This window comes from Duganella sp. Root1480D1 (assembly GCF_001427305.1).
Classification (GTDB): domain Bacteria; phylum Pseudomonadota; class Gammaproteobacteria; order Burkholderiales; family Burkholderiaceae_D; genus Rugamonas.
Window position 1 is genome coordinate 1 of the sequence record NZ_LMFZ01000025.1, and the last position, 26,277, is coordinate 26,277.

Below are 26,277 nucleotides of genomic sequence, written 5' to 3' on the forward strand. Positions count from 1 at the left end.
CGGCCCGGAACTCCGGCGTGTATGTTGTTGATCTCATGTTTTCACTCCCTTTGACAAGTTTATCAAATGGAAGTGTCCGAAAAAGTCAGGTTACCTCAGTTCGCTTGCGTGAGGAAAATCGAACCTACATGCTCATCTTCAATATCAGCGCTGCTATTTGTTTATTCGTAATCTGGTTACTTACTCAGGTCCTCGGGCATTTTTTCCCAACCACGCCACAGGCGGTAGCAAGTCTCTTGATTGCGGCAGTCGTCTTCCTGGTGGGACTGGTTGCCGAGCTCATTGACTTGAAGCCGCGAGTCTTCTTCATTCCCGTTTGGGTCATTGGCCTGTTGCTTGGGCTCCGAGTTGCATTCACCTACGGTGGCATATGGATTTTCAGCGCCTCGCTTGCAATCGCCGCGATTGGTACGTTGCTGGTTTTCATGCGCAAGAATCCAGTGATCGAAGATGAATCGTCGCAATCCTGATCGAGCACTCTCAGTATTGGACGAATGTGACTTGAGCTTCATTTGCACGCAGAGGTGGGAAGAACTCTCGCCCACTGATGATGCCTGCGTTCGATTTTGCGCCAGCTACGCCAAGGGCGTCTTTGCAGTAAAAACTCGCGCTGAGCATAGCGTAGCCTCCGCTGTCGGGCGTTGCATCCCGCTGACCAACGACAACGAAATTATCGCTTCGATTTGACGATGCGCTGTCAACTACTGCACTCAAACAATTTCAGTTGCTGTTCCGTTTGCTGGTTTTGCCTTCGGGCAAATCGTCATTTGAAACGTGGATCGATCTGGGAAAATTCACACCTTACATTGCTCTATACATTCGCAAAGAACCAATACATCAGTTTCCGTCGATTCAGCTCGCGCCCTGAACCTTACCAGACCCATCGGCTTCCTCAATATGAACGAAATTTATATCAGCACCGACGTCGAAACCGACGGACCGATTCCCGGGCCGCATTCGATGCTCAGCTTCGGGTCCGCTGCATACACGGCGGACAAGAAGCTGGTTTCAACCTTCTCCGCCAACCTTGAGACATTGGAAGGCGCAACCGCACACTCGAAGACTGCCGAATGGTGGGCAACGCAGCCGGAAGCATGGGCCGCCTGCAGGAAGGACCTGCAACCTCCAGCGACCGCCATGCGTGCTTACGTTGAGTGGATCAAAGGACTCAAGGGCAAGCCGGTGTTCGTGGCCTATCCGGCTGGTTTCGATTTTCTGTTCGTCTACTGGTACCTGATGCGCTTTGCCGGCGAGAGCCCTTTCAGCCATTCGGCACTGGACATGAAAACCTACGCAATGGCCGTCCTCAAGGCCGGCTACCGGGATAGCACGAAGCGCAATATGCCGAAGGAATGGTTCGACAAGCTGCCGCACACGCACGTGGCGTTGGACGACGCGATTGAGCAGGGGGCGCTGTTCTGTAACATGTTGAAGTTCAACCAGGGCTAATGTTCAACTTGACCAAGCATTCGTGCAAAGCGGCCTGCTTGTTTGCTGCTTGCTTGCTCTTTGTTTCGTGTGGCAACGCAATGGAGAACAAGGTGGAGCGTGGCCGAATGGCGAAGCTCTGCTACGTTCCTTTCGATGTCTCCACTTCTGCGCCAATGACAAAAGCGAATTTTTCGCATTCATGCGCCGATATCGGTGAAATGAATGTTGGCGACCCGAGATTTTTGGAAATCATGGCGCTGATCGAGCAAGCTGAACCAGGCCCCTTCCTGGACAATGGGATCAGGGTCGGCATAACACTTCCGGATTCGTCGATCGTGCTTATCGACGATGCGGGTGGGGTGGTTCTTCGGGGTTCTCAAGTTAAACTCGATCAGCCCGGCTTTTCCAGAATACGCAACATGATCACCAAGGTCGCAAGAGATAAAGGGCTTCCTGAATCTCAGTAAAGCGCCCTTGCGCGCCTGGCTGTTCAGCCAGCGACGAAGGCAAGACGATCAGGCCTCCGGCGCCACCCAGACCAGGTTCCACAGGTGGCCGTCAATGTCCTCGAAACCCTGGTCATACATGAATCCATGGTCCTCTGGCGGGTGCGGTGTACGGCCGCCGGCAGCAACGGCCTTGGCGATCAAGGTGTCGACTTCTTCCCGGCTATCGCAGCTCAGGCAGATGACCAGTTCATTGGCTTCCTTCGCCTGTGCGACCGGCTTGTCGATCAAGGACCTGAAGAACGGCTCGGTCGTCAGCATGGCCTGGATGGTGTCGCCGACGATGTTCATGAATGCTGAGTTCTCGCCACTAAATTTTGCATTGAAAGTAAAGCCGAGCGCAGAGAAGAAGGCTTTGGACTTGTTCAAGTCCTTCACCGGCAAGTTGAGGATGATCTGATTTTTCATGGCGTTTCCTTGGCTAAGGTGAATTGGGTACATCGGTACTTCATCCCTACGACGGATGGCGGCGCGCGAAATCGACACGTCGCAAGGAAAAAAATGCCCCCTCCCCACGAGAATTTAATCTTCTCCGCAATCTGGACGCCATGGGGCGCAGTGCTTGCGCAAGGTCGCTTATCGGGGTGCTTTAATGCAATCGGATCACTCCATCCAAAATTTCACAACTATCAATATGACACCGCGTGTTAGTTGGGGGGCGGCTTCCGCCCCTTTGCGGAAGTTCGCTTTATTAGCGATGTCTTATGGAACCTTGAAACAAGTCCAGGCGCCGTCAGAAGGACTTTCAACAGCTACCTGCAACAAGGCGTCGCTGAAGCCATTCAGATGGGCGATAGCTCCCTTTCGTAGGCGATTCCGATACAGATACTCGTCATCGCAAATAAAGACACTGTCGCTTTGCGTCGTCTTGATCAACCATTCAAGCGCTCCATCTTCCTTGAATACGGAGATTTCAGTAACGCACTCCCATCGAATGTCAAAAGTCACGCTTGGAGTGTAAAGTCGAAACCCACCTTGAAGCATTCTCAATTTAAAGTATGGAATAATCACGGCGCCGGCTAAGAAATATACTGCCCCCAGAAATCCGAGCACCTTTAAGACGAAATTACCCTGGATAATTCCGCGCTCTTCGCCAATCGCAATTGCGATACCGCCTACTGCGGCTAGAACTGAGACCAGCCAGAACCTTCGATTCTTTGAACGCGACATTCGTGGCAATAATTTATTAATTCTAATCAGGAAACACTGTCTGGAAATTTTCGACAATACGCATTCGACTGACTGAGCCGACAACCATCATGCGCTTAAAATCATTCGCGATTTCGAGTCAATTGAATGGCGCTTTACATAGTCTATCAGCTGATCACCGTAATGGTTAAGCACAGAGTCGTTAATAAGTTCTCTTAGCGCTTCCAATTCCGCAATCAGTAAATTCATTGAAATGAAGTCGATGGCTGAGCATTCTCTCGGACTGAAATTTTTCAGTTGATGTAGGTCGTAGGCTCTGCCGATGTGATAGAAGCGATACATGATCGGAATCGGTACTGGCACGCCGTCATCTTCCTCATAGGAACGCTGACTCATTTTGAACTTCACAACTTTGTCGTGCGCGTATGTGGCTCGGTCGAGTTTCTTATGCAACGGCCGCATTTTCTGATCCACTAAATTCTCTCTTTCCCACCATTTTCATCAAATATATTAGTGAGGTATTTTCGACTTATCTCACCGCTCAGGTTCACTCAGAACGACCGGTTCTGGCCGATTTTACCCGTTCGCGTCCGGAAAGAAATCGGACTTCGCCTTTATAAGTAAGGGCCGCGTGAACAACTCTTCATTGGTGCCGGCGGCTTGTCCTCGGTGCAAATACTCCCCCTCATCGAAGGCCAGATAGATGGCCCAGCAGCAAGCAGAAAAATCTTCAAGTGGCGTCCAAGCTGACAATGCATTAATCGCACAATCGGCGACATCAAAGGCAATTGTCCCATGAAGATAGCGTTGGGCCACCTCCTTTGCGAAGTTCTCTGAAAATGCATTTCTTGAGCGGCCGCAGACCGACAAAGCATCATCAAATACACTAGCACTTGGATACTCGTGTTCAACGATTTGACGGAGAATATCTTCTGTATTCAAGTTAAAACTTTCACTGGCTGCTGTTGGCAGCCGAATTTGGACGGTTTCTACTAACGAGGCTTCGATATTACTTTAACAGTCCAAGCACCTAAGATAATTGCTGACCAACATAGCACACCTTCCAACGCCGCCAGATTGAACAAGAGACCACCATTTACTGCCATCTTCGTTTGGTACTTAAGAGTCAAAGATAACGCCAAAGGTATCCAGCCGACGATCGCAGAAGCCAAAACCGTGCGAGCAGGAAACAATCGATTAATTGGCCAAGCCGGGGCCGCAAAGAGAACAGCCAGTGTGATCATGCCTCCAAGTCGTTCTGCATCGGGATTGATCGCTTTGCTTCCATAAAACTCGTGTGCCAAAAATCCGTGGCAATACATCCATAGGATAGCAATCGAAATCCCGATCAGTAGAAGCAAACAACATTTACCAACCTTGATTGCTATCTGCATTTACGCTCCACGTTTCATCTTAACGCGCTCCGTCAGCTCCTGGCCGAAATCCGTCGTGACCCTGCCGCTGCGTTCGCCCCAAATTACTGCGACAGGTATTCCCACTTGTGGAAATAGCTGTTGAACTCGAGAGAGTCCCGAATTTTATAGGAGCTATACCCGACACAAGTTGAGTACATCTCACCACCGACAGTGATTGATTGGCTCCAAGGACAAATCGTTCTCCCTATGCTGACCGCCCGAATCAACAACGATAGGCGGGCAATTAGTTCGTTCCAATAGTCTGCCGTGCGCGTTGCGTAAAAGCGCTCGGATACCGCCAGCATAAGACTCTGGTTGCAAAGTGCGGAGTGCTCGACTGGTGTCTGATCCCCTAATAGAATGCAGATCTCTGGGATCTCGCGTCCACTCCCATCATGCTTGGGAATTCCAATTTTGGACGAAGCAATCCTTGTCCGGTCTAGCTGGACAGGATGCGGTCCGTCTCCTTGGAGCGTAGACGTCCATAGCTGATTCGCTTCATAAGTCCAGCGCAGGCGGGAAATATTCGGAACTTTCTGATAAGTTACGCGTCGGGTTCCAGGCGGATCGCTCTTCAAATTACGCTTGGCGATTTCATAGGCCTGCTCGCTAGAGAGATTGGCTTTGGAACCGAACTCCTTCAGGATGCCGTCGAGGGCAAGATAGCACTGCTCCCACTGAGCCCAGCGACACAGCTTCTCCTCCTCTGACTCGGCGAGTCCGAGAAAGAAATGGACTACATATTTCGGGCGTTCCACTTGGTTTTTGATCATTGTTCTTTAATCGAAGCACTGAGATATGCGACGTAAAAGCCGCAGAGTTGTTTGTTGGCATAGCGAGTGGCGGCTTGTGGCCGCCTTCGGAACAAAAGAAGCTGAAACGTCGAAGCTTCATGCGAATCGGCCAAACGCACTCACGGCAAGAGCCAGCAAGAGCACCGCAAATGGTAGTGCTGCGCACAAGACTGTCTCCCATTTAAACTTCCTGTGCAGCCTTTTCCTCCAAAGATACCCCGCGTTTCCAAACAGCGTCGGCACTCCCAGCACAACTGCAAACAATGCCGCCAACGTAGCTAGCCCCGACCAGGTATCGGTAAACCAGTGAATAATCGCAGTAAAGACTGACGCATACGAAAGTGCAATGAATGGCCATATCACTACTCGGTGTGCAAAAACACGCCAGGAACGAGAGGCCGCGGCAGCGTGGAATTCATGTTGAGTCATACGATCCAGTGCGAAATCTAAAGTTTGCGTGTTCTAATGCTAGTCCGCTTGTGGCCGTTTTCGTCAACCGCAGCATACCAGCTTGCCATAGCGAAAAATACGGAGATTCTCACAAAATCTGGCCTATCTGCGACGTCACTCTATCCCATCTGACAGTCAGTGTCAGGTTAAGTTTGAGCCACTACACATGAAGCCAAACGCTTTATCGCATTTCGAACATACCCATGTAAATCACCTCGTTGTAGCACTCATTCGAAAATCCCGGGTGCTCTTCCGTCATGAGGCGCACCGCCTCCTCCAACGGCTTCGCACCCCTGTAGCAAAGCGCCGACTCCCCCATCGCGCACGAGCATGACCAGAGCCGCACTGCCCTCTGCATACACGTCGAGAACTCCGACTCGTCATAGTCGCCTAATGCTTCCCTCGGCGTGATCTCGGGGAAGTGGCAATAAACCTGCTTGCGTTTGTACAGGGAAAACATAAACACCGAGTCCAGGAACGATGGCGCAGTATTGATCCGGCCGATCCATTGCATCCTGTGACTGGCTTCGAAACTGTTCATTTAGCTTATCCTTTCGTACATAACGTCTGACCTCAATACGTATTTGGTGCCTGCACTGATCTCCGCTCCCTGGTGCGACTGCTTGTGGGGGAAAACCAGCAGCATTCCCTCGCTTGGGCGCACGGTTTCCCACCTGAACTGGGTGTCGCCGCCTTCGAAGCCGGCGTTCAGGTAGATCAGGAACGTGAGCAGGCTCACCTCGTCCGGAGACTTCTCGAACGAGCCATCCTTGTGCCATTTGAAGTATTCGCCGCGGCCGTAGCGATAAAAGCGAAAACGCTCGTTCAGGCCATGCAGGCGCCATTCGCCAATCGTTGCGGGCAGCAGCGGCGCGGCGCGCTTGAACAGCAACTCCGCCAGGCACGGGTCGTCGAAGATCACGCGGTCGTTGTTGCGAATGTCCTCGCGCCGCATTGAGCCCATAGGCAAGTTGACTTCAGACGGCTGGTAGCCCATCTGCTCGCCCATTTCGATGTAGTGCTGGCATTCGGCTTCGTTGAGAAATTGCTTCACTGTGAAGATGCCGAGGCCAAGTTGTTCCGCTTGCATGATGTCGCCTGTATTTTATATTAGTGCAAATATTACACTAACTTAGTTATATATTGAACTAAGTTATTTTTATTTTTCACTAAGACGGTTAAAATGGCCGCTCCACCAGCGAGGACACCCATGAGCGGCAACGAAACAGAGCAGGAATTCCTGCGGAAATACAATATTCACGACTTTGACGTTCCGCTCACCAGCGTCGACCTGGTCATTTTCACGATTCGTGAACAGGCGCTGCATGTGCTGCTGGTGAAGCGCGGTGAGCATCCGCACAAGGGGCGCTGGGCGCTGCCAGGAGGCTTCATTGACATCCATCGCGACCGCGATCTCGATGCAACGGCGCTGCGCAAACTGCGCGAAAAGACCGGCGTTGAAGCGCCCTACCTGGAACAGCTGCAAGGCTTCGGCAGCGCCACGCGCGACCCGCGCGGCTGGTCGGCAACCTTTGCCTACTTCGCCTTGATCGGATCGGAGGGGATGGAGCTGCGCCATGGTTCGGGCAGCGACGCCGCAAGTTGGCATCCAGTGGACGGCCTGACGGCGAAAGATGCGCTGGCCTTCGACCACCCTGCCATCCTCGATGTGGCCTTGCAGCGCTTGCGTAACAAGGTTGAATACACGTCGATCCCGGTGCATTTGCTGGCGGAAGAATTTACCCTGTCGGACCTGCAGCGCGTCTATGAAACCATCCTTGGACGCCCGGTGGAAAAGAGTGCATTCCGCAAGCGGATCAAGGAAGGTGATTTCCTCGAAGAGATCCCGGGCAAGCAGCGCCATGGCAGCAACCGCCCCGCGCAGTTGTACCGGCTGCGGGCAGGTCATCCAACTGTATACTTCAACCGCGTGATGGGCGCCGGGGGCTAGCCAGGGGCTTTTTCACGTTACTTCGGACTACAAGGCCCGGCTACATCGTGCAACTTGGATGATTAATCTCGCTTATTCTAGTGAGGGAAGGCGGAGAATGAATGCAAGGCATACCCATGACCAGGACTGGCCGGCCGATGCCGACGGCGATGTGTTTCGACGAATGCAGGAGGATGGGTTTGATTTTGCAACCCCCGCCAGCATTGACTTTAACGTCGACTTTGCTGAATGGCCGCCCTCCGGTGAATTGCTTTCAGCATTAGCTCAACGCTTCAACCAGGTCGAAGTCCATGAACCCGACGAATATCGTGGATATATTTCATTCATAGTTAGCGAAAGAGTGACTTACGAACTTGTGATGTCGATTCAACGCTTGGTCTCTGAATTGGCAGCGCCATATGGAGGCATTTGCGAGTCCTGGGGGGTAATGCAACAACCATGAGCACGCTTGAACGAGCCATTGAAATTGCCGCGGCAGCGCATGCCGGCCAGGTCGACAAGGCCGGACAACCTTACATCCTTCATCCACTACGCGTGATGCTTCGCGTCTCAAGCGACCACGAACGCATGGCAGCGGTACTGCATGACGTGGTTGAAGACACCACTGTTACGCTGGCGCAGTTGCACGCGTCCGGCTTTCCTGCCGAAGTAGTCGCAGCCATCGAGGCGCTGACCAAGCGTCGCGGCGAATCTCGGCTGCAGGCCGCAGCACGAGCAGCAGCGAATCCGATTGCGCGCGTGGTCAAGCTCGCTGACAATGCAGAAAACATGGACCTTAGCCGCATCGCCGATCCGACGGAGAAGGACTTCGCCCGGGTCGAGGAATACAAGCAGGTGCGCGCCCTCTTGTTAGCATCCCATCCAAATTGACACGCACTCTCGATATCACATTGGCGCTTGGCCTCGGCGCTGCGCAGCTTGCGGCACTCTTGATCTTCGGCGATCCCGTTTATTTGGGGCCATGGTATTACGTGCTTGCGTGGTGCGGCCTGGCAGGCATGATCCAGCTACTCAAAGCGCCGCCTTTATCCACGCTGGGCGCAACCACGGCACTGAGTGCGACCTTCCTTGGCTACTGGGCCTGGCAAGCCTCGCTCTCGCGGCCAGAAGGCCTGCTTGGCCTCGGCCATTTGTTTTCCCTGCCCGGCCTGGTGCTGGCTGCAGTCGTCGTGGCGTTACTCGCCCGTCGTCGCGGCCTGCCGCCAGCCACTGCATGCGCGACCACTTTCGTCGCGTGTTGCGCTGGCTTTGGCATCGCGCAGCTAGTCGTTTGCCGGACCGCCCTCTACTGCGGGCCCCTGTCCGGGATGTGATCCATTTTTCTGAAGGAGTAAAGCCATGGTGAATCCTGTTGGACCATTCAACGCCTTCGACACTTTCTTACACCTTGGCCCGGATGGGACTTCGGTCCCGCTCGAGGTCAATGAATCGTTCTGGCAAGACCTGGCTACGGGCGGCTTCGCCCACCTTGGTCCTGGTCGGCTGGTGTCGACTTACGACTTCAGCGAAGACTGGACGAGCTGGGAGCAGCACCCTGCCGGCGAAGAAGTCGTCGTGCTGATTTCGGGCGCACTCGAATTTGTGCTGGAAATGGGCGACGCTGAACGGAAGGTCACGCTGGACCAGCCCGGCCATTTCCTGCTCGTCCCGCGCGGCATCTGGCACACGGCGAACGTCACCCAGAAGGCCAAGGTGCTGTTCATCACCCCAGGCGAGGGCACCGGCCATCGCCCGAGGCAAGAGGTCACGCATGGAGCTTGATCTCTTTTAAACAATGACGTTCCGAATTTCAAAGGACTTACCATGAATGATGTCGTTTCGCCGAACCGGGTTGCAGCCAGCCTGGACGAATACTGGTCACCTCGCGTAGTGGCTGAACTTGACGATTCCTTCGTCAAGGTCGCCAAGGTGCTTGGCTCGCTCACCTGGCACAGTCACGAAAATGAGGACGAACTTTTTTACATCCTCAAAGGCTCGTTGGCAATCGAAATGGAAGACAGGACGGTCGTCCTGCATGAAGGCGAAACGTTCGTCGTCCCCAAAGGCGTGCGGCACAATCCCGTCGCGGAGCAAGAGTGCCACATCATGCTCATCGAACGTAAATCCACGCTGCATACCGGTGCCGAAGTGACTGAAAAAACGCGCAGCCTCGCAGACCAATTACGCCCGATATAGGAAACTGGCTCTAGGTCTTGAGCTTATCGGCGTACATCTTGCGGAACTTGGCCACCTTGGGCGCCACCACGAAGGCGCAATAGCCTTGCAGCGGGTGCTGTGCGAAGTAGTTCTGGTGGTAGTCTTCGGCCTTGTAGAACGGCGCAGCCGGCGCCAGTTCGGTGACGATCGGCGCGTCCCAGACGTGGGCCATTTCGGCAATCACCTGCCGCGCAGTGGCCTCCTGTTCGGGATTCTCATAGAAGATTACCGAGCGATATTGGGTCCCGACGTCGTTGCCCTGGCGGTTCAGGGTGGTAGGATCGTGGATCGTGAAGAAAATGACCAGCAGGTCGCGGTAGCTGATTTGGGACGGGTCGAATTCCAGCCGCACCACTTCGGCGTGGCCGGTTTCGCCGGTACAGACCTGTTCATAGGTGGGATTCGGCTGCGCGCCGCCCATGTAGCCGGATTCGACCTTCGTGACACCTTTCGCCTCCAGATACACCGCCTCGGTGCACCAGAAGCATCCACCGCCCAGGATTGCTACTTCAGCCATATCGCCCTCCTCACGTACCGGAAGTATTACTGTAGCGCAAATCGGCGTGCACTGCTCGAAAAGTGCCGCCTTAGCTAAAATCCCCGTCGCTTTCGCCAAAGGTTAGACTATCGTTCTTTGGCATAATCTCTTTGAAACAAACAGGTCCCGCATGAATACCAGCTCCCCACGCGCCACCTCACGCGAATTCGACAGTGTGCATTTTCGCCAGGCGCTGTCGCAATTTGCCACGGGTGTCACCGTGATCACTACGCGGCTCGCAGATGGCAGTTTCCGTGGCTTGACGGCCAGTTCCTTCAATTCCGTCTCGCTCGACCCGCCATTGGTGCTGTGGAGCCTGGGCACTGGCGCCAATAGCCTGCCCATTTTCAGCGGTAATTCGCACTATGTGATCAATGTGCTGAGCGCCGACCAGGCCCATTTGGCCAAGCTGTTTTCGACCCGCACGGAAGACCCTTTCGGCACGGTCGAATTCGAGCTGTCGCGCACCGGCCATCCGGTCCTGAAGGGTTGCACTGCGTGGTTTGAATGCCACAACCGCAGCCGCTACCCGGAGGGCGACCACGTGATTTTCGTGGGCGAGGTGGAACATTGCGAGTTTGCTGGAAATGCGCCGCTGGTTTTCCACGGCGGGAAGTTCCGGGACCTGTTGAAATGATTGATTTTTTATAAACAAAGAGAGACAGGAAGCATAATGAGCAAAGCCGCATTCCACTGGGACGATCCCCTGCTGCTGAACGACCAGCTTACCGACGACGAGCGCATGGTGCGCGACGCTGCCGCGGCTTACTGCCAGGACAAGCTGCAACCGCGCATCCTGGAAGCCTTCCGCCACGAGCAGATGGACACCTCCATCTTCCGCGAAATGGGCGAACTGGGCCTGCTGGGTCCAACCATCCCTGAACAATACGGCGGCCCTGGCCTGAACTACGTGGCTTACGGCCTGATCGCACGCGAAGTGGAACGTGTCGATTCCGGCTACCGTTCGATGATGTCGGTGCAGTCCTCCCTGGTGATGGTGCCGATCTATGAATTCGGCACCGAAGCCCAGAAACAGAAATACCTGCCAAAGCTGGCTACCGGCGAATGGATCGGCTGCTTCGGCCTGACCGAGCCTAATCACGGTTCCGACCCAGGTTCGATGATCACCCGCGCCAAGAAGGTGCCGGGCGGTTATTCGCTGACCGGCTCCAAGATGTGGATCACCAACTCGCCAGTGGCCGACGTGTTCGTCGTGTGGGCGAAGGATGATGAAGGCGCGATCCGCGGCTTCGTGCTGGAAAAAGGCATGAAAGGCCTGTCCGCACCTGCGATCCACGGCAAGTTCGGCCTGCGCGCCTCGATCACCGGCGAAATCGTGATGGACGAAGTGTTCTGCCCGGAAGAAAACGCCTTCCCGGATGTACGCGGCCTGAAAGGCCCGTTCACCTGCCTGAACTCGGCCCGCTACGGCATCGCCTGGGGCGCACTGGGTGCAGCGGAAGCCTGCTGGCACACCGCCCGCCAGTACACCCTGGACCGCCAGCAGTTCGGCCGCCCACTGGCAGCGAACCAGCTGGTGCAGAAGAAGCTGGCCGACATGCAGACCGAAATCACCCTCGGCCTGCAAGGCTGCCTGCGCCTGGGCCGCATGAAGGACGAAGGCACTGCCGCCGTCGAAATCACTTCGATCATGAAGCGCAACTCCTGCGGCAAGTCGCTGGACATCGCCCGCGTGGCGCGCGACATGCTGGGCGGTAACGGCATCTCCGACGAATTCGGCATCATCCGCCACATGGTGAACCTGGAAGTGGTCAACACCTACGAAGGCACGCACGACATCCACGCCCTGATCCTGGGCCGCGCGATGACCGGCATCCAGGCCTTCCAGTAAAAAAATGGGGACGTACCCCATTTTTTGAGCAAGCCCCGCCGTGAGCGGGGCTTTTTGTTTGCTGCTACACCGGCTGGGTCAGGAACTTGAGGTTGGCTGCTGCAGCGGCCTTCGCTTTCGCCGCGCCCTTCTTGCCGTCCGTTGATAGCTTCTGCCAGCGATCCACGAAGTCCGCCAGCGCGTGCATCAGCGCTACCTGTTCATTCTCCCTGGCGATGATGTCGCCAAGCGCTTTGTGCAGGCGGCTCGATTCATCCACGATCTTCTGCGTAGGAGATTCGGTCGACACCGGGCCAAAGCGATGCATGAAGGCTTCATGCGCATCGCGGAAGCGCGCAATCATATTGGCCATGTCCAGGTAGGCCGCCGCCGCGGCGGCACGCGCGCCGTCGGTGCTGCCCGGGTCGGAGGCTGCGTCTTCGAACTCGTTCTGCTTCGCTTTAAGGCGCCGCAGGGAATCGAAGTAGTCCAGCATGTATTGTTCGGTGAGTGACGCCATCTTCGCCTCCATTAGTCATTGGCTTTCTTTTCCGCTTCTTCGATTTTCTTCTTGCCGTCCTCAACGCTTTCTTTGACGGCCTTGATGAAGGCTTGCAGTTCGCTGCGCCGGATGTCCCAGCCAAGTTCTTCGCCCATTTCAGCCAGCCTTGCCTGCGTGACCGACGTGCCGCCGCGGGTATCCGGAATTGGCGCCAGCAAGGCCGCCACCGCCGCCTCGTTGCCGGCGTTGGCTTCCGCGTACTCGGCCTGGCTCAGTGCCAGGCCTTCAGTATTCGCGACCAGGTTATCGATCAGGGAGGCCGACAATTTGTCGCCCGCCGCGACGCGGGCTTGCAAATCGCGCTGCTTCTCGCGGTTGACAAAGGCGATTGCCTTGCGCTGGGCAAGCAGGGAGTCGGCGCGCGCCTTCATGGAATTGCCTTCTACCCGCCTGAACTCGGCAAGGGAGGATTCGAGCTGGGCGAGCAGGCCAACGCCATGGTTTGCCTGCTCCATCGCAGGCTTTGGCGTGGAGCATCCGCACAGCAGCAAGGCGGCCAACATCAAAGAAATGCGCATTATTGAACTCCCTTCGCAATAAACAGCAGTGCAATCGAGTTCACCAGGCCTGTGATGTCCTCCTTGCGCACGCCGGCATCGCCAAATTCCGCAAGCTGGTTGATGGTCGATGAGATCAGCACGTTCCACTGTGCGATATTGCCCTCTGCATAGGCAATGGCGCGTTCGTGGTCGAGTGCATTGCGCTGGATTTCGGTCTTGTTCACTTCCGCGGCCAGGCGCCCGTTGGCGTCCAGGTAGGAAGCCGCGCTTTTCCACACCTTGGTCTTGTCCTCGAAAGTCTTGCCGGAGCTGGCTTTCGCCGATTCGACCGGCGCCAGGGCCGTCCGCACCTGCATTGCGGCCATCTCTGCGCTCACCGCCTGCAAGGCCTGATGGCCATAGCTTAGCGATCGAAGTTGCTCGAGCTGCCAGTTCATTTTGGACTCCAGCAGTTGCAACTCCATCGCCTGCAACTGGGCGTCCCTGGCAGCGGCATTCGCTTTTGCCTGCTCCAGGTTACGCAGCAAGAGGGCCGCGGCCAGGCGCGGCTTCTTCGCATCCGCAAGCGCCACACGCGACTGGTCGAACCATTCGGCCAGGCTGGCCAAGGCGGCGCTGGTGGCGCTGCTCTCGCCGTTGCTGTCGACATTCCCGGCCAGCGAAGCCAAGGTCGCGTCAAGCGCCTTCACCCTTTGCTCGGACACGAACTGGCGCGAAACCGGGTCCGGCAGCTTCTCGATTTTTGCCAATGCATCGCCCAGCTCCCTGGCGATCGATTTCAATTTATCCTGCGCCCGCGTAGGCTCGGCGGCGAGCTTTTCCAGCTCGCTGCCGTACTCCTTCGACAGCTTGGCAACCTGGCTGCGCGCAGCAAGGCTGGCCGCCTTGGCGCCGCCGATAGCCGCCCGCGCATCGGCCACCGCCTTTTGGGTAATCGCCAGTGCGCCTGCCTTGAATGCAAAACTGGAGCCGGCAGTCAGCCCGCCGCTGGAGCATTCATCCATTGCGCTCATCCAGGCCGCGCGCAGGTAGGTCGGCGCCGCGGGATGGGCCTGCGCCCAGCCGTCAAACGACTGCTGGGACAACACGCCGCAAGCAGGCATTTCAACGCCAGCGCGCGTGAATTCGATCTCGGCATCATGCAGGTTGCCCTGCGCCCTTTCCTCCTTCTTGAGTGCCGCGGCCCAGGCCACAGCGACTTGCGGCGAACCGGCCAGCGCCAGCAACTGCTTCTCGATCGGTTCCTTCAATTGCGAGGCAACGGTGCCTTCCAACACCATCGCGCGGATCAGGGCGTCGCGCCTGGCCTTCTGCAGCGCCTCTTCCGTCTTGAGCTGTTCGGCCAGCAGCGCAGCCTCACCCTTGCGCGCAGCGCTGAGCTGGCCGGCGATATCGACCGACTTCCAGGCTTCCTTGGCAGCTTCGCCCTGCTTGTGCCGCGTTTCGCTATACACTGCACAACCGGTGAGGCTGAAAAATGCCGGCAGCAAAGCGGCAATACATATCGTTCGAATTTGCAAGCTATTCCCTTCCTCTAAAGGACCGACACATGTCCCAGGATCACGTTCCAACTTTGTACGAATGGGTTGGCGGCACCGAAGCCCTGAACCGGCTGACCACCCGTTTTTACCAGCACGTCAAAGCCGATGCACTACTCGGCCCGGTGTTTGCCCACATGGGCGACCATCACCCCGCGCACGTGGCAGCCTTCCTTGGCGAAGTGCTGGGCGGGCCCACCGCGTATTCCGAAGCCCATGGCGGCCACGCCCACATGATCCGCCAGCACCTGAACCGCCACCTGTCGCAGGAACAGCGCCGCCGCTGGGTGGCGCTGCTGCTGGAGACTGCCGATGAACTGGCGATGCCGGACGATCCTGAATTCCGTTCGGCCCTGGTGGGCTACCTGGAATGGGGCTCACGGCTGGCCGTCATCAACTCCCAGCCCGGCGCGGCGGTCGATGCCGACCAGCCAATGCCGAAGTGGGGCTGGGGCGAGGTCAAGGGGCCGTATAAGCCTTAGTACTGCGCTTGCCGCCCTTCAGCGCCAGCGGGCGCACGTAGGTCAGCAAGCTTTCCAGCGTCTTGCCCGGTTCTTCCCACGGCATCATGTGGGCCGAATGCTCGAACCATACGCTCTGCTTGTATGGCGCCTTGAGCTGCGCCATCCATTTCACTACCGGCTCGGTCGGCGTGGTGTAGTCATGGCGTCCGAGGAACATCACCACCGGAACCGGGAACTGCCTGATGCTGGAGAAGTCCACTTCCGTCCATTCTTTCAGCACCGTGCCAAGCGTCATCTGGCTGCCCTGGTCGATTGCTTCCCAGTCGGCCTGGTCGTATTCGGGCGACAGCATCGGCGCGCGGAAGAAGTACACCGAATCGCTCTTGTACGCGCTCAAGCCACCGTAATACTGCGGCCACTTGCGGGCAATGATGATGCGCTCGCGCGTGATCGGCTCATTGCCCGGATATGGCGCGATGCTTTCCATCTCCTTCAGTGCTTCGGTGTTGTTGTGCTTCCTGGCCTGCTCAATGCCGAAGTCATAGCTGATCCGTTCGTTCTCGCGCATGTTCGCGATCTGCCCGATGCCGACGTAGGCGTAGAACAGGTCCGGGCGTTTCAGCACGGCGCGCGTGGAGACTATGGTGCCCCAGCTATGGCCGATGATGATCAGCTTGTCCTTCTTGTACTTGGCGCGCAGGTGTTCGGCCACTTCGATCGCATCGTCGACGAAACGGTCGATGCGCAGCGTTCCGGCGACCGCTTCCTTGTCGTTGGCCCGCAGGGTCTTGCCGACGGCGCGCTGGTCGTAATGCGCAACAGTGAAGTATTCCTCGATGGGACGCTGCCACTGCCAGGTGGTCGGCATGGTCGGCGATGCGGGGCCGCCGTGCACGAACAGGATCATCGGATTGGATTTGTCCTGGCCGCGCACATTGATCCACTGGTCGATGCCACCGATCTGGGTCTTGTAGGTTTCCTGCACGCCCTCCGGCGCAACGATGCGGGTAAGGTCTTCCACGGCAGCGCGGGCGCGCATGCAAGGCGCGGATTCGGCGCAGGTCTGCGCCAAGGCGGAAGTACTGAGACACAGGGCGGCAAAGCCCAGCCATACTGATTTCATGCGGGTCCCTTTCGACAATTTGATTTGCGAAATGCGCAACGATAATAGTGCAAATTGTGCATCTACGCTCGTCGCCGGGACGAAAAAAAAGCCGCCTTGCGGCGGCCTTTCCGGCTTGGCACCCGCTTAGAAGCGGTAGCCGACCGACAGGCTGACCGCCAGCGGGTCCAGCTTGATGTCCAGCGTCTGGCCGGTGGAGAAGTGGGCCGTGGTCTTGAGCTTGGTCTTCACCACGTTCACGTCAGCGTAATAGCGCTCGCCCAGCTTGGCGGTAGCGCCGATCACCAGGCTGGCCGCATGCTTGGAATCCAGCGAGTAGGTTGCCGGCTCGCCGCCGGTGTTCAGCACCGCGGTCAGTTGGGCCGAACCGGTCTCCTTGCGGAAGTAAGCGTAGGTGTAGCCCACGCCAACGTAAGGACGCACGTTGGCGGTCGGCTCGAACATGCGGTACTGCAGGAAGATGGTCGGCGGCAGCGCTTCCGCGGTACCGAGCTTGCCGGTGCCTTCGATCGAGCCCGCGCCGTACAAGGTGTGCTTGTACGGCACGCCCAGCATCAGTTCAGTGCCAATATTATCGGTGATCATGTAGCCGACGCTGAAGATCGGCTTGGTGTCGGAGCCGACTTCGGCCTTGATGCCTGGCTTGGAAGGCGCGGTCACGTCGCCGGAAGTGACGTCCGGCGAAATTCGGTTGACGCCGACCTTGGCCAGCCATTCACCCTTGGATTGCGCCGATGCGCCCGATGCAGCGCCCAGCGCGGCCACTACGGCCAGCAGCTTTACAGCGGTGTTGATACGTTGAGTCATTGTGTCTCCAGTGTCCTTTGATTACAGCCAGCCCTTGGCTACCATTTTTTCCGAAACATAGCGTGCCAGCAGCAGGTGCAGGAACGGAGTCGGGTGCACGGTGTCGGCGTAGGAGTAGTGGCTCACGTCGCCGGCCTTCAGGTTGTTGGCATTACAGGCCAGCGAGCTGCCCAGCGGGTTCTTGGCAGGAGTCAGGTCGCAGGCGGTGTCGGTGACGTTGGTCAGGCCGTATGGCGCCGGATTGGTTGCCTGGTCGTGGCTGACGCTGAACACGTCGACCAGCAGGATCTTGGCGTCGCCCGACAGGCCAGCCGACAAGGTGTCGTTGAAGGCTTTGACCATGCTGTCGATCAGCGCGCGGGTGCTGGTCGATTGACCCAGGCCCGACGGAGTGTTGGCGATGTCCGGCATATTGTTCACCACCACGAAGTTGGCGCCGTTGGCCACGATCTGGGTCTTCACCAGTGCCACCAGTTCGGAAGCTGCCTTGGCGATGTTCTGCACCACGATCGGCGCTTGTGCAGCAGCATAATCGGCGCCGGCCTTGGTGCCGGCGGCGGTGGCATCGGCCTGCGCCTTGGCGACCATCGGGCCATACACGGTCGGCGAAGCGGCAGCGGTATTGCCGGCTGCGACCGCAGCGGTTACCGCCGCCTGCACGATGGTGGCGCTGGTGCTGCCTGCACGTGCGGCTTCGGTGGCGATGGCCAGCGAGATCGATTGCACAGCCGTGGTCGGGTTGGTTGCGCCGGCGGCCAGTTGGGTTGCCAGGCTGGTCGCGAAGGCGGTATTGCCGGCTGCAGTACCAGCGGCGGTAGCGCCAGCAGACAATTGCTCGAGGGTGATCAGCACATCGTTATTGCCGCCCATGACGTACACGATCTCATCGCCCTTGAATTTGCCGCCAACGGCTGCCAGGTGGTTCTTGACCTGGGTGACGATTGGCACGGTCAGCGCGCCCAGCGCGCTGCCGGTCAGCTTGTTGCCTGGGCCGACCGGATTGGTCACGCGGGCACCGCCCTGCGCATAGCCGTAGCAGCCGGCCTTGGCTTGCACCGGCACGCTGAAGCCCTTGCTGGCATCGCCATCCAGGCCGGTCATGGCCGGGCATGGTGCGGACAGGCCCGCTTGCGCAGCCATCAGCTCGGTCCAGTTCTTGCCGGTCAGTGCCGCATTGGCTGCCGTGTTGTTGCCGTTGATGGTAAAGGTGCCGCCGCCGATCGCAGCCACGGTGCCGACCTTGTAGGTACCGACGTCCGACAGGCTGTCGCCAAAGGATACCTGGGAAGAGTATTTGAGTTTAGGCGATTGATCGCCTGGGCGTGGGTCGCTGCCGCCGCAACCGGCAATAACTGCCGCTGCCATGACCGTCATGGCGAGTTTGAAATGACGCATTGTGTCTCCGGGATGGTTTTTTTTGAGTGCTTTGCGAACGCGCGTGCTATTCGCTGCCAAACTAATATGCCAGCTAGCACTTGCTTGTTACAAGTAGAAATTTGTAAAAACAGCAGCCTTGCACTATCAAGGGGCGCGACTGTAGCAGCCGCGCATCAGCATGGCAAGTCAGCCTTCTTCCAGCCAGGCCGGCCGGGCAAATTCCTGCTTCAGGAAATCGACGAAACGCCGCGTGCGCGCGGGACGCTGCTGGGCAGTTGCCGGCAGCAGTGCGACGATATCCGCTTCCGACAGCCGGTGGTCCGGCAACAGGCGGCACAAGGCGCCGCTACGCAACTCACTCGCCACATCCCATTCCGAGCGCAGCATGATGCCGTGGCCCTCCAGCGCCCATTGCTTGATCACGCGGCCATCGTTGCAAGCCAGTGCCGGTTCGATGCGCAGCGTCCGATACTGGCTGGCGCCCGGCGGCAGCAGCTTCCAGCGTGTCGCGTCTTCTTCATTCTCGCGCAGGGCGAGACAAGCGTGGCCGGCCAGGTCTTCCAGCTTTTGCGGGAAGCCATGCCGCGCAAGATAGGACGGGGCCGCGCACAGGTAGCGCCGGTTTCGCGCAAGCACTTGCTGCCGCAGGCTGGACTCGCGCAGCGCGCCAATGTGGATCACCAGGTCCCAGCCTTCATGCAGGCGAAGGTTGGGCCGGTCCGATAATTCCAGCTCGAAGGCCAGGGCTGGATGCTGCGCCCGGAAGCGCGCTACCAGCGGGGCGATATGCGCGCTGCCGAATCCCATTGGCGCCAGCACGCGCAAGCGCCCCGCCAGCTCATCGCGTTGCCCGTGCAGGGTAAGATGCAAAGCCTCCATGTCGGCCAGGATGGCTTGCGCACGCTCGGCCAGTATCTGTCCTTGTTCGGTCAGTGCAATGCCGCGCCCTAGCCGGTCAGCCAGCTTGAGGCGCAGTTTATCTTCGATGGTTTGCAGGCGCTGCGTGACGGAAGAAGGTGTCACGTCCAGCAGGCGCGCCGTGGCGGACAGCGAAGGCTGGCCGGCGAGGGCGCAGACAAAGCGCAGGTCGTCAGTGGAGAGCATTAAGGGAGTACTTAATCGTTTAATCAGAAAAGCTTAAGCACGGACTGTATTCCATTTATTAGAATTGCGGCAATGAAAATTCCTGCTCTCCTCCTCGCCCTTGGCGCGCTTTGCTGCACGCCCCTGCATGCCGACCCCGTCCGCTTTACGCCCGCGCAGTTGCAGCAAGACCTGCAATTCGTCCGCGATGCCATCGAAAGCACGCATCCGGAGCCGGCGCTGCGCTCGGGGCAGCAAGCTTACGACCAGGCTTTTGCTACGGCGCGCGGCAAGTTAGGCCAGCCCATGTCGCGCGACGAAGCGTGGCGCGTGCTGGCGGGCATGAATCCCGTTTTCAACGATGCCCATCTCGGCATCGTGTTCCCCGACTGGCGAGCGGAAACGCGGGCGCACCTGCAGGAGGGCGGCAAGCTGTTTCCGTTCGAGGTCATGATCGACGGCCAGCAGCGCTTGCGCATCGTCGATGCGCTGGGCGGCGGGACGACAGCGCTGGCCGGCCGCGAGATCGACAACATCAATGGCGTACCGGCAGCACGCATCCTGCGCGAGCTTGGCGCATCGGTGCATGGCGATACGCCGGCCTTCCGCAACAAGCTGCTGGCGCGGCGCTTCTGGCTGTACTACTGGAAGACCTATGGCGCGATGGAGCGCTTTACGCTGCAAGCCGGCGCCCAGGTACTGGAAGTCCCCGCTGCGTCGGCACTGCCGTTAGCGCTGGCAGGCGAAGAATCGTTCGAACAGGCGTTCCGGTTCCGCATGCTGGCGGGCGGCGTCGGGCTGCTGACCGTCAACCAGTTCGCCTGGCCGGACAAGCAGCGCTTTTACGATTTCACCGAACGCGCCTTCGCCACCTTGCGCGATGCCGGCGCACAGGCGCTCTTGATCGATGTGCGTGAAAACGGCGGAGGCGACGACGATATGTGGAAGACGGGCATCCTGCGCTACATTGCGGACAAGCCCTATCGCAACGGTTCCAGCTTTGTGAAGAAGGTGCTGGAAGGCCGCGCCGGCCCCGGCGAAAAAGCAGGCGACGTCGTGACCGGCAACGTCGACAGCTGGGTACAGCCTGAGCCGACGCATCCGCTGCACTTCAGCGGCAAAGTCTTTGTACTGGTGGGAGATCTGACTTATTCGTCGGCCATCCTGTTCAGCAATACGGTGCAGGACCACGGCTTCGCCAAGCTGGTCGGCGCCGGCGGCTATGCCTATGTGCGTCAGACTGGCGGCATCCAGAAGAAGCATGTGTTGCCGAACACCGGGCTGGAAGTGGTTGTGCCGCGCTTCGTGCTCGACCGCCCTTCGGGCAAGCGCGAACCAGCCCTGGTGCGGCCAGACATTGTGCTGGCGGATGACCCCTTCGATCGCAACGCCCTGGTCAGGGCGCTGCTGGAACATCCTGCTGCAGCAGCGAATTGAAGTAGCTGCGGGCGGCCAGCAGGCACGGGGCGCCGGCCAGGCGGGAGTGGTAGCTTTCCATCAGCAGTTCGTTGGCACTGCGGCCGCTTTTTTGGGCTTCTTCTTCCGCCTTTTTCATCGCTTCTGCGCTGATCAAAACAAAGCTGCGGCGGGCCGCACTGAATGCGTCCTGGGCGCCCTGCTCTTCCAGGTCGACCACGGTTGGCGGCGCGCCATGCTGGGCAAAATACTCGGCTGCGGCCGTGGCATTGTAGAAAGGCACCGAGGGATCCTTGCTGCCGCCGCACAGCAGCAAGGGGCTTTGCGGAGTGTAGTTGCGCAAGTCGTTTTTCAGCATCCATTTGCGCAGGTTGTTGGCGGGCGTGCAGTCGCCGTCGTCGCAGGGATGCTGTGCCAGGTCCTGCAGGTAGGCGTCGCGGTAACTGGTGCGCACCAGGTGCGGGTTGCTGAAGTAGACCGATGCGCCCCTGGCCTGCGGCTGCGAATCGAGCGCGAAGATGGCGGTTTTCGGCAGCTTGCCCTGCTTGACCAGTTCCTTGCGCGTCATCTTGGTGGGGAACAAGGTTTCGATGCCGCTGGCGTACTGCAGCTCGTACAGCTCTTCCGGCTTGCCGTAGATGGCAGCGCCGGCTCGCTGGGCCGAGGTGGCGATCAGCGGCAGGTAGATGGTGATGCCGGCGTTCGGCTGGCCGCTGAACACCATGTCGGAAAAGCGTGCCATCGCATAGGGGCCGGACAGGCCGGCAGCAGCCGTCACCTTGAATTCACTGCCCTGCTGCATGGCGCGCTGGGTGGCCAGCGTGACATGGCCGCCTTGCGAATAACCGGCCAGGAATAGTTGCGGCCCGGCCTGCACCTTCATCTGTGCCATCGCGCTGCGGGCGGCGCGCATGGCGTCGATCATGTCGGCCGATTGCTGCTCGGCGTTCAGGTAGGGGTGGTACGGCAGCGAGGAGCCATCATAGCCGGCGTAATTGGGCGCCACGACGATGTAGCCTTGCGCGGTGAACAAGGCAGCCACCAGCTTGGCCTCGCCGCGCAGGCGCGCCATATTGTGGTCCTTGGCGGTCGAGGTGCCGTGGGCATACAGCAGTACCGGCCGCGGCCCCTGGCAGGCGGGGTCTTTGCCGGATGGCAGGATCAGTGCGGCGCTGGCGTCCGTCGCTTCGCCGCTGCCGCCGATGGTGCTGTAACGCAGGCTGTAGGTGGTGATGGTGCAGCGCGGCGTGCCGGCGAATTCGGCCAGCGCACTGCCGGCCTTTTCCAGCACTTCGGCCAGCATGGCTGGTTCGATGCGTTTGGATGTGCTGAACACGCCGGTTTCGATGCGGGACAACGTGGGGCCGGACAGCAAAGTGCCGCGTTCGGGAGCGGCCAGCATGGAGCGCGTGATTGCGCCCGATTCGGCGCCGCCATTTGCCAGCGCGCCGGGCAACAACATCAAGGCGGCCGTGGCGCTGCATGCCACCCTTCGTGCGATGCGTGCCGTGCTGCGGGACATGGCTGCCTCCTCGCTTGCGCAGGAGGCGGGCTGCCCCGCTGCGGTTACGACTTCAGGAAACGCTCAATAATGCCGGTCGAGCCGAAGGCGGCGCGGCGCAGGCGATCATTGACGCCCAGCCAGGCATCGTCTGTCGGCGGTGCTTCCACGAGGATCAGTTCGACCTGCTGCTGGTCCATCGCGCGCAACGCGGCATACACACCATAAGCNTTGACGCCCAGCCAGGCATCGTCTGTCGGCGGTGCTTCCACGAGGATCAGTTCGACCTGCTGCTGGTCCATCGCGCGCAACGCGGCATACACACCATAAGCATACCCCTTTGGCTCGGCCGGGAGCGCCACATTTGGTTGAGACAACGCAAACGGCGAGTAGTGGATCAGCGCGGCACACCGCCCACGCAGCTTGAGTTCCGCAAGGGTTTTTTCGATGTCGCCAGTCGGCAACAATGCNCCACATTTGGTTGAGACAACGCAAACGGCGAGTAGTGGATCAGCGCGGCACACCGCCCACGCAGCTTGAGTTCCGCAAGGGTTTTTTCGATGTCGCCAGTCGGCAACAATGCCACCAGTGCTGTGGGGCTGCACGCGTACTTGCTTTGTGTTGGGTCAAAATTTTGAGATGTCGCGCGTGTCAACATGGCCTTTCCCATGGTCCCGGCAAGGAGTTTTGATGACTAGTTTTCTGCCCATTCATATGCATGGAGGTGGCCCGGCAGCTGCGGGCTTTTGCACGCCGAAGGAAGATAAAGCGCCCCAGGTCATGCGGGTCCCTCCCAGGCGCGTTATACCGATTGTCTTTTTGCCGGGGATTATGGGGTCCAATTTGCGCATGAGCGCCGAGCGGCAGCTCCAATTGAAGAAGGCTAACAACATCGCTTGGCGACCTGACCGGCTAAATGAGGTGACGGAACTGTTGGAAGCAGCACCAATCCGACGCCAGCTACAGTTGGACCCTCGCGCAACAGAGGTCGACAGCTACGACAATGGCGATGCCCCAACTGGTAACGCCCGGGAAGACGCTGGCACACGCCAGGACTACAGCAAGATCAGGGTCGCATTGCGCTTCGAATTCGGTTCCCCATTGCTGGCGGACGATCCGCCTACGGTTACTCCGCGCCGTTCCAAAGAAGAAAAGGCCCGTTCCAGGGGCTGGGGAGAGGTCCTCTTCAGCAGCTATCGACACCTCCTTGAACGATGCGAGCAGCATTTGAATAAGCCGGTGAGCGAAGGATTCTGGAAAGAGGTCGTCGGGAGAAATCCTGCGACATGGGGCGCTGCCGCAATCCCTGCGGTTGCTCCACTGACTGCCGAAGAACTCTGGAGCGCAACCAAGGGCTGTGTTTTCCCCGTGCACGCAATGGGTTATAACTGGCTGCAGTCCAATGAGGACTCAGCACGCATCGTTTCGAGAAGGATCAAAGACCTAATACTCCACTATCAAAAATCGGGCTTTGAGTGTGAGCAGGTCATAGTCGTAAGCCATTCGATGGGAGGCCTGCTCGCCCGCGCCCTGATCCATCCAAAGATGGGCAATATCAATGACAAAATACTCGGCATCGTGCATGGCGTCATGCCCGCACTAGGCGCGCCGGCGGCGTACAGACGTATGCGCTGCGGATTTGAAGAAGGTTCTTTAAAAGCAAACCCAGCCCCAAAATTCCTAGGAAATTTTGGTAACGAAGTCACCGCCGTCCTCGGCAACGCACCCGGCGGACTCCAACTGTTACCCAACTGTGCCTATGGAAACGGCTGGCTCGAAATTCGCCATAACGGCGTACTGCTTGACTCTCTCCCTAAAGGCGGAGACCCATACGAAGAAATCTATTGCCTGCGCAATAAATGGTTCGGATTGCTTCGCGAGGAATGGTTGAATCCTGCGGCAAGTTCTAACGCTGGCCTTGCTAACACAACAAGACTGCTGCGTGAGGCAAAACAATTTCACCTCGATATAGCCGACACATATCACGAACAAAGTTATGCGCACTACGGCGCAGATGCCACGCGTCCTTCGTGGGAGCGGGTTGTTTGGAATTTGAGGAGCCAAGGTGTCAGCTCTACATGGCCGGACTATCGAATCTCCAAAGACAACAGGCAAGGAAAACTGGTGCTGATCGGGATCAATGCCCATGACGGCGCGCCCGGTGGAATCAGCGTGGAACTGGGTCCTTCGCAAGGCCCTGGCGATCAAACAGTTCCAATCCGCTCATCGGATCGCCAACTTTTAAGCAGTGGCTTCAAGGCGATCTTCCGACAGACCGGCTACGAACATCAGAACAGCTACAGCGATCCCAACGCCTTGCAGTCAACCTTGTACAGCATCGTAAAAATTGCCACCACAATGAAATGGAAAAGTCATGCGTAACTTCACGAAGATAGCGCAATTTTTCGCTTTATTCGTCCTGTCTCTGGCTGGTAATCATCCCGCAGCCGCTGAAAGTTCGATAACAGGGGAGCACCAAATGATAGCAACCAAAAACAGACTCGCTGAAATGGCCTCTGGGAGCCAAACGATCTGCGTTGGCCGATTCCTGATCGATGTACCGAACGAGGCAACGGTGGTTTATGGCCCCGCGCGCGTCCCAGTTTATCTGACACGAATTGAAGGACAAGGTGCAGAGCTCGACAGCGTAGTGAAGCGCGCTATCGCCAAGGTCCATACGGACCGGGAATTGGCCCGCGGTGGTTTAACCGGCGAAAAATCGATGCTTGGGAAAGTACTTCCTGGCATAGGAGAACAACACAAGCTAGTGATTGGTATCGGAAGAGGAGAATTCTCGAACTACAACGTTCAATCGTTCATTCGCCTTAACGATGATTTATTTGTACAGGAATACGAAATCAACGGCGAGGGAGACGCGTTTGCAGAGGCGGTCGCATTATTGACAGACGTTGCTCGCTCACTGCGCAGCCGAGCGAACGATGAGATCCCGAACGAGCCTGGCATTTGCCTGGACGGGGCCTTCCTGCAAGAACCGTCACGCTATATTCTGGAGGAAGTCACCCTTGGCATTCGTCTCAAGAAGTTTGACGACGTCCATATCACAATCGAAATGACGAAGAAGGACATCTTCATCGAATCGGATGCATTGGAACCAAGGCTGAAGCATGCCAAGCAGGGCGCTATCGCATCTGGAATGGGCCAGTGGTATTCCCGTATCAAATTCCTGCGAAGCGGCTATCGTCACCTTGGCGGTTGGGAAGGGTTCGAGGTGTTGACGCATAAACCTGCGCAGAAATTCGAGGGCGAAAACCACGAGTTTGCTTTTCAAAGCCATGGCGAGCCCAAAAATCCCTTGCTGCCAGTGCTTCAGATCGAACTCCACACCGGCGTGAAAGCGAACAGAACCGGCGGGACCAAACCTTCGATCAGCGACGAAGAAGCCATATTCTTGTGGGACACCGTTATCGGTTCTATCAGACCTCGGCCAATGGCCGTGCGCCCCTAACCGGCAACGCCGGCTCAGGTTTGCAGGAAACGCTCAATAATGCCGGTCGAGCCGAAGGCGGCGCGGCGCAGGCGATCGTTGACGCCCAGCCAGGCATCGTCTGTCGGCGGTGCTTCCACGAGGATCAGTTCGACCTGCTGCTGGTCCATCGCGCGCAACGCGGCATACACACCATAAGC

At 58.0% G+C, this 26,277-nt stretch carries 34 protein-coding genes and 1 pseudogene; 15 read left to right on the top strand and 20 right to left on the bottom strand.

Annotated elements, in window-relative coordinates; translation table 11 throughout:
* From ASD58_RS20435 to ASD58_RS20445, 3 genes are all read left to right on the top strand, one after another.
* On the top strand, positions 1–470 hold a 470-nt coding region (locus ASD58_RS20435; RefSeq protein ID WP_229210048.1), incomplete at its 5' end, for a hypothetical protein.
* Between the two features lie 427 nt (positions 471–897).
* The gene (locus ASD58_RS20440; RefSeq protein ID WP_057263077.1) at positions 898–1,449 is read left to right on the top strand and encodes a 3'-5' exoribonuclease domain-containing protein; all 552 of its coding nucleotides are present in this window, start codon (positions 898–900) and stop codon (positions 1,447–1,449) included.
* An 80-nt stretch (positions 1,450–1,529) separates the two neighbouring features.
* Positions 1,530–1,898: a hypothetical protein gene (locus ASD58_RS20445; RefSeq protein WP_057263078.1), complete on the top strand. Its 369-nt coding sequence runs from the start codon at positions 1,530–1,532 to the stop codon at positions 1,896–1,898.
* 48 nt (positions 1,899–1,946) lie between these two features.
* On the opposite strand, the gene ASD58_RS20450 is transcribed toward ASD58_RS20445, so the two are convergent.
* From ASD58_RS20450 to ASD58_RS20475, 8 genes are all read right to left on the bottom strand, one after another.
* A complete protein-coding gene (locus ASD58_RS20450) occupies positions 1,947–2,345 on the bottom strand; it encodes a VOC family protein (protein ID WP_057263079.1) in 399 nt (132 codons plus the stop codon).
* Positions 2,346–2,639: 294 nt separating this feature from the next.
* Complete coding sequence (locus ASD58_RS20455; protein WP_057263080.1) at positions 2,640–3,107, bottom strand: hypothetical protein; 468 nt, start codon at positions 3,105–3,107, stop codon at positions 2,640–2,642.
* Positions 3,108–3,194: 87 nt separating this feature from the next.
* Positions 3,195–3,482 carry a hypothetical protein gene (locus tag ASD58_RS20460; RefSeq protein WP_156401398.1) on the bottom strand — a complete coding sequence of 96 codons (288 nt, stop codon included), beginning with the start codon at positions 3,480–3,482 and terminating at the stop codon, positions 3,195–3,197.
* A gap of 180 nt (positions 3,483–3,662) precedes the next feature.
* A complete protein-coding gene (locus ASD58_RS31400; RefSeq protein ID WP_156401399.1) occupies positions 3,663–4,028 on the bottom strand; it encodes a hypothetical protein in 366 nt (121 codons plus the stop codon).
* 50 nt (positions 4,029–4,078) lie between these two features.
* On the bottom strand, positions 4,079–4,480 hold the full coding sequence (locus ASD58_RS31405) for a hypothetical protein (protein WP_156401400.1): 402 nt from the start codon (positions 4,478–4,480) through the stop codon (positions 4,079–4,081).
* Positions 4,481–4,563: 83 nt separating this feature from the next.
* Positions 4,564–5,274, bottom strand: coding sequence for a hypothetical protein (locus tag ASD58_RS20465; protein ID WP_057263082.1), 711 nt, complete (start codon positions 5,272–5,274; stop codon positions 4,564–4,566).
* Positions 5,275–5,926: 652 nt separating this feature from the next.
* A complete protein-coding gene (locus tag ASD58_RS20470; protein ID WP_057263083.1) occupies positions 5,927–6,286 on the bottom strand; it encodes a hypothetical protein in 360 nt (119 codons plus the stop codon).
* Complete coding sequence (locus ASD58_RS20475; protein ID WP_057263084.1) at positions 6,287–6,835, bottom strand: 2OG-Fe(II) oxygenase; 549 nt, start codon at positions 6,833–6,835, stop codon at positions 6,287–6,289.
* A 120-nt stretch (positions 6,836–6,955) separates the two neighbouring features.
* Here ASD58_RS20475 and ASD58_RS20480 point away from each other — a divergent pair, with 120 nt between their 5' ends.
* The 6 genes from ASD58_RS20480 (at position 6,956) to ASD58_RS20505 (ending at position 9,871) form a co-directional block, all read left to right on the top strand.
* Positions 6,956–7,696 carry an NUDIX domain-containing protein gene (locus tag ASD58_RS20480; protein WP_057263085.1) on the top strand — a complete coding sequence of 247 codons (741 nt, stop codon included), beginning with the start codon at positions 6,956–6,958 and terminating at the stop codon, positions 7,694–7,696.
* Positions 7,697–7,793: 97 nt separating this feature from the next.
* The gene (locus tag ASD58_RS20485; RefSeq protein ID WP_057263086.1) at positions 7,794–8,138 is read left to right on the top strand and encodes a ribonuclease E inhibitor RraB; all 345 of its coding nucleotides are present in this window, start codon (positions 7,794–7,796) and stop codon (positions 8,136–8,138) included.
* Positions 8,135–8,566 (top strand): HD domain-containing protein, encoded by a 432-nt coding sequence (locus tag ASD58_RS20490; protein WP_057263087.1) that lies wholly within the window; start codon positions 8,135–8,137, stop codon positions 8,564–8,566. Before ASD58_RS20485 ends, ASD58_RS20490 begins: the two co-directional genes overlap by 4 nt.
* On the top strand, positions 8,563–9,009 hold the full coding sequence (locus ASD58_RS20495; protein WP_057263088.1) for a hypothetical protein: 447 nt from the start codon (positions 8,563–8,565) through the stop codon (positions 9,007–9,009). The genes ASD58_RS20490 and ASD58_RS20495 overlap by 4 nt, the downstream gene beginning before the upstream one ends.
* Positions 9,010–9,034: 25 nt before the next feature.
* Positions 9,035–9,457 (top strand): WxcM-like domain-containing protein, encoded by a 423-nt coding sequence (locus ASD58_RS20500; protein WP_057263089.1) that lies wholly within the window; start codon positions 9,035–9,037, stop codon positions 9,455–9,457.
* Between the two features lie 42 nt (positions 9,458–9,499).
* Entirely contained in the window at positions 9,500–9,871 is a 372-nt protein-coding gene (locus tag ASD58_RS20505) for a cupin domain-containing protein (RefSeq protein WP_057263090.1), read from the top strand.
* A gap of 10 nt (positions 9,872–9,881) precedes the next feature.
* On the opposite strand, the gene msrA is transcribed toward ASD58_RS20505, so the two are convergent.
* The gene (gene msrA / locus ASD58_RS20510) at positions 9,882–10,409 is read right to left on the bottom strand and encodes a peptide-methionine (S)-S-oxide reductase MsrA (RefSeq protein ID WP_057263091.1); all 528 of its coding nucleotides are present in this window, start codon (positions 10,407–10,409) and stop codon (positions 9,882–9,884) included.
* 151 nt (positions 10,410–10,560) lie between these two features.
* Between msrA and ASD58_RS20515 the strand changes: the two genes are divergently transcribed.
* Entirely contained in the window at positions 10,561–11,067 is a 507-nt protein-coding gene (locus ASD58_RS20515; RefSeq protein WP_057263092.1) for a flavin reductase family protein, read from the top strand.
* 36 nt (positions 11,068–11,103) lie between these two features.
* Positions 11,104–12,282: an acyl-CoA dehydrogenase gene (locus tag ASD58_RS20520; RefSeq protein ID WP_055933847.1), complete on the top strand. Its 1,179-nt coding sequence runs from the start codon at positions 11,104–11,106 to the stop codon at positions 12,280–12,282.
* Between the two features lie 64 nt (positions 12,283–12,346).
* On the opposite strand, the gene ASD58_RS20525 is transcribed toward ASD58_RS20520, so the two are convergent.
* From ASD58_RS20525 to ASD58_RS20535, 3 genes are read right to left on the bottom strand one after another with little or no spacing between them, the layout of a single operon-like run.
* Entirely contained in the window at positions 12,347–12,781 is a 435-nt protein-coding gene (locus tag ASD58_RS20525) for a hypothetical protein (RefSeq protein ID WP_156401401.1), read from the bottom strand.
* Between the two features lie 11 nt (positions 12,782–12,792).
* Positions 12,793–13,341: a hypothetical protein gene (locus ASD58_RS20530; protein WP_057263094.1), complete on the bottom strand. Its 549-nt coding sequence runs from the start codon at positions 13,339–13,341 to the stop codon at positions 12,793–12,795.
* The gene (locus ASD58_RS20535; protein WP_156401402.1) at positions 13,341–14,777 is read right to left on the bottom strand and encodes a hypothetical protein; all 1,437 of its coding nucleotides are present in this window, start codon (positions 14,775–14,777) and stop codon (positions 13,341–13,343) included. The genes ASD58_RS20530 and ASD58_RS20535 overlap by 1 nt, the downstream gene beginning before the upstream one ends.
* A gap of 95 nt (positions 14,778–14,872) precedes the next feature.
* Between ASD58_RS20535 and ASD58_RS20540 the strand changes: the two genes are divergently transcribed.
* Complete coding sequence (locus ASD58_RS20540) at positions 14,873–15,343, top strand: group II truncated hemoglobin (protein ID WP_057263096.1); 471 nt, start codon at positions 14,873–14,875, stop codon at positions 15,341–15,343.
* Here ASD58_RS20540 and ASD58_RS20545 read toward each other — a convergent pair.
* The 4 genes from ASD58_RS20545 to ASD58_RS20560 form a co-directional block, all read right to left on the bottom strand.
* On the bottom strand, positions 15,321–16,448 hold the full coding sequence (locus ASD58_RS20545) for an alpha/beta fold hydrolase (RefSeq protein ID WP_057263105.1): 1,128 nt from the start codon (positions 16,446–16,448) through the stop codon (positions 15,321–15,323). The two genes, ASD58_RS20540 and ASD58_RS20545, sit on opposite strands and share 23 nt — an antisense overlap.
* Positions 16,449–16,574: 126 nt before the next feature.
* Positions 16,575–17,255: an OmpW family protein gene (locus tag ASD58_RS20550; protein WP_057263097.1), complete on the bottom strand. Its 681-nt coding sequence runs from the start codon at positions 17,253–17,255 to the stop codon at positions 16,575–16,577.
* A gap of 21 nt (positions 17,256–17,276) precedes the next feature.
* Positions 17,277–18,650 carry an SGNH/GDSL hydrolase family protein gene (locus tag ASD58_RS20555; RefSeq protein ID WP_057263098.1) on the bottom strand — a complete coding sequence of 458 codons (1,374 nt, stop codon included), beginning with the start codon at positions 18,648–18,650 and terminating at the stop codon, positions 17,277–17,279.
* A gap of 168 nt (positions 18,651–18,818) precedes the next feature.
* Entirely contained in the window at positions 18,819–19,736 is a 918-nt protein-coding gene (locus ASD58_RS20560; protein ID WP_057263099.1) for a LysR substrate-binding domain-containing protein, read from the bottom strand.
* A gap of 72 nt (positions 19,737–19,808) precedes the next feature.
* Here ASD58_RS20560 and ASD58_RS20565 point away from each other — a divergent pair, with 72 nt between their 5' ends.
* Complete coding sequence (locus tag ASD58_RS20565) at positions 19,809–21,152, top strand: S41 family peptidase (protein ID WP_082565568.1); 1,344 nt, start codon at positions 19,809–19,811, stop codon at positions 21,150–21,152.
* On the opposite strand, the gene ASD58_RS20570 is transcribed toward ASD58_RS20565, so the two are convergent.
* From ASD58_RS20570 to ASD58_RS32840, 3 genes and pseudogenes are all read right to left on the bottom strand, one after another.
* A complete protein-coding gene (locus ASD58_RS20570; RefSeq protein WP_057263101.1) occupies positions 21,112–22,653 on the bottom strand; it encodes a S9 family peptidase in 1,542 nt (513 codons plus the stop codon). The two genes, ASD58_RS20565 and ASD58_RS20570, sit on opposite strands and share 41 nt — an antisense overlap.
* A gap of 44 nt (positions 22,654–22,697) precedes the next feature.
* Positions 22,698–22,853: a Sua5 family C-terminal domain-containing protein gene (locus tag ASD58_RS32310; protein ID WP_307177907.1), complete on the bottom strand. Its 156-nt coding sequence runs from the start codon at positions 22,851–22,853 to the stop codon at positions 22,698–22,700.
* A gap of 10 nt (positions 22,854–22,863) precedes the next feature.
* Positions 22,864–22,994: pseudogene (locus ASD58_RS32840) on the bottom strand (Sua5 family C-terminal domain-containing protein); the annotation flags it as partial.
* Between the two features lie 328 nt (positions 22,995–23,322).
* Between ASD58_RS32840 and ASD58_RS20580 the strand changes: the two are divergent.
* Complete coding sequence (locus ASD58_RS20580; RefSeq protein ID WP_057263103.1) at positions 23,323–25,014, top strand: triacylglycerol lipase; 1,692 nt, start codon at positions 23,323–23,325, stop codon at positions 25,012–25,014.
* Entirely contained in the window at positions 25,007–26,098 is a 1,092-nt protein-coding gene (locus ASD58_RS20585) for a T6SS immunity protein Tli4 family protein (protein ID WP_057263104.1), read from the top strand. Before ASD58_RS20580 ends, ASD58_RS20585 begins: the two co-directional genes overlap by 8 nt.
* Before the next feature lie 14 nt (positions 26,099–26,112).
* On the opposite strand, the gene ASD58_RS30675 is transcribed toward ASD58_RS20585, so the two are convergent.
* Positions 26,113–26,277: Sua5 family C-terminal domain-containing protein (locus tag ASD58_RS30675; protein WP_304438521.1), on the bottom strand; the 165-nt coding region annotated here is incomplete at its 5' end.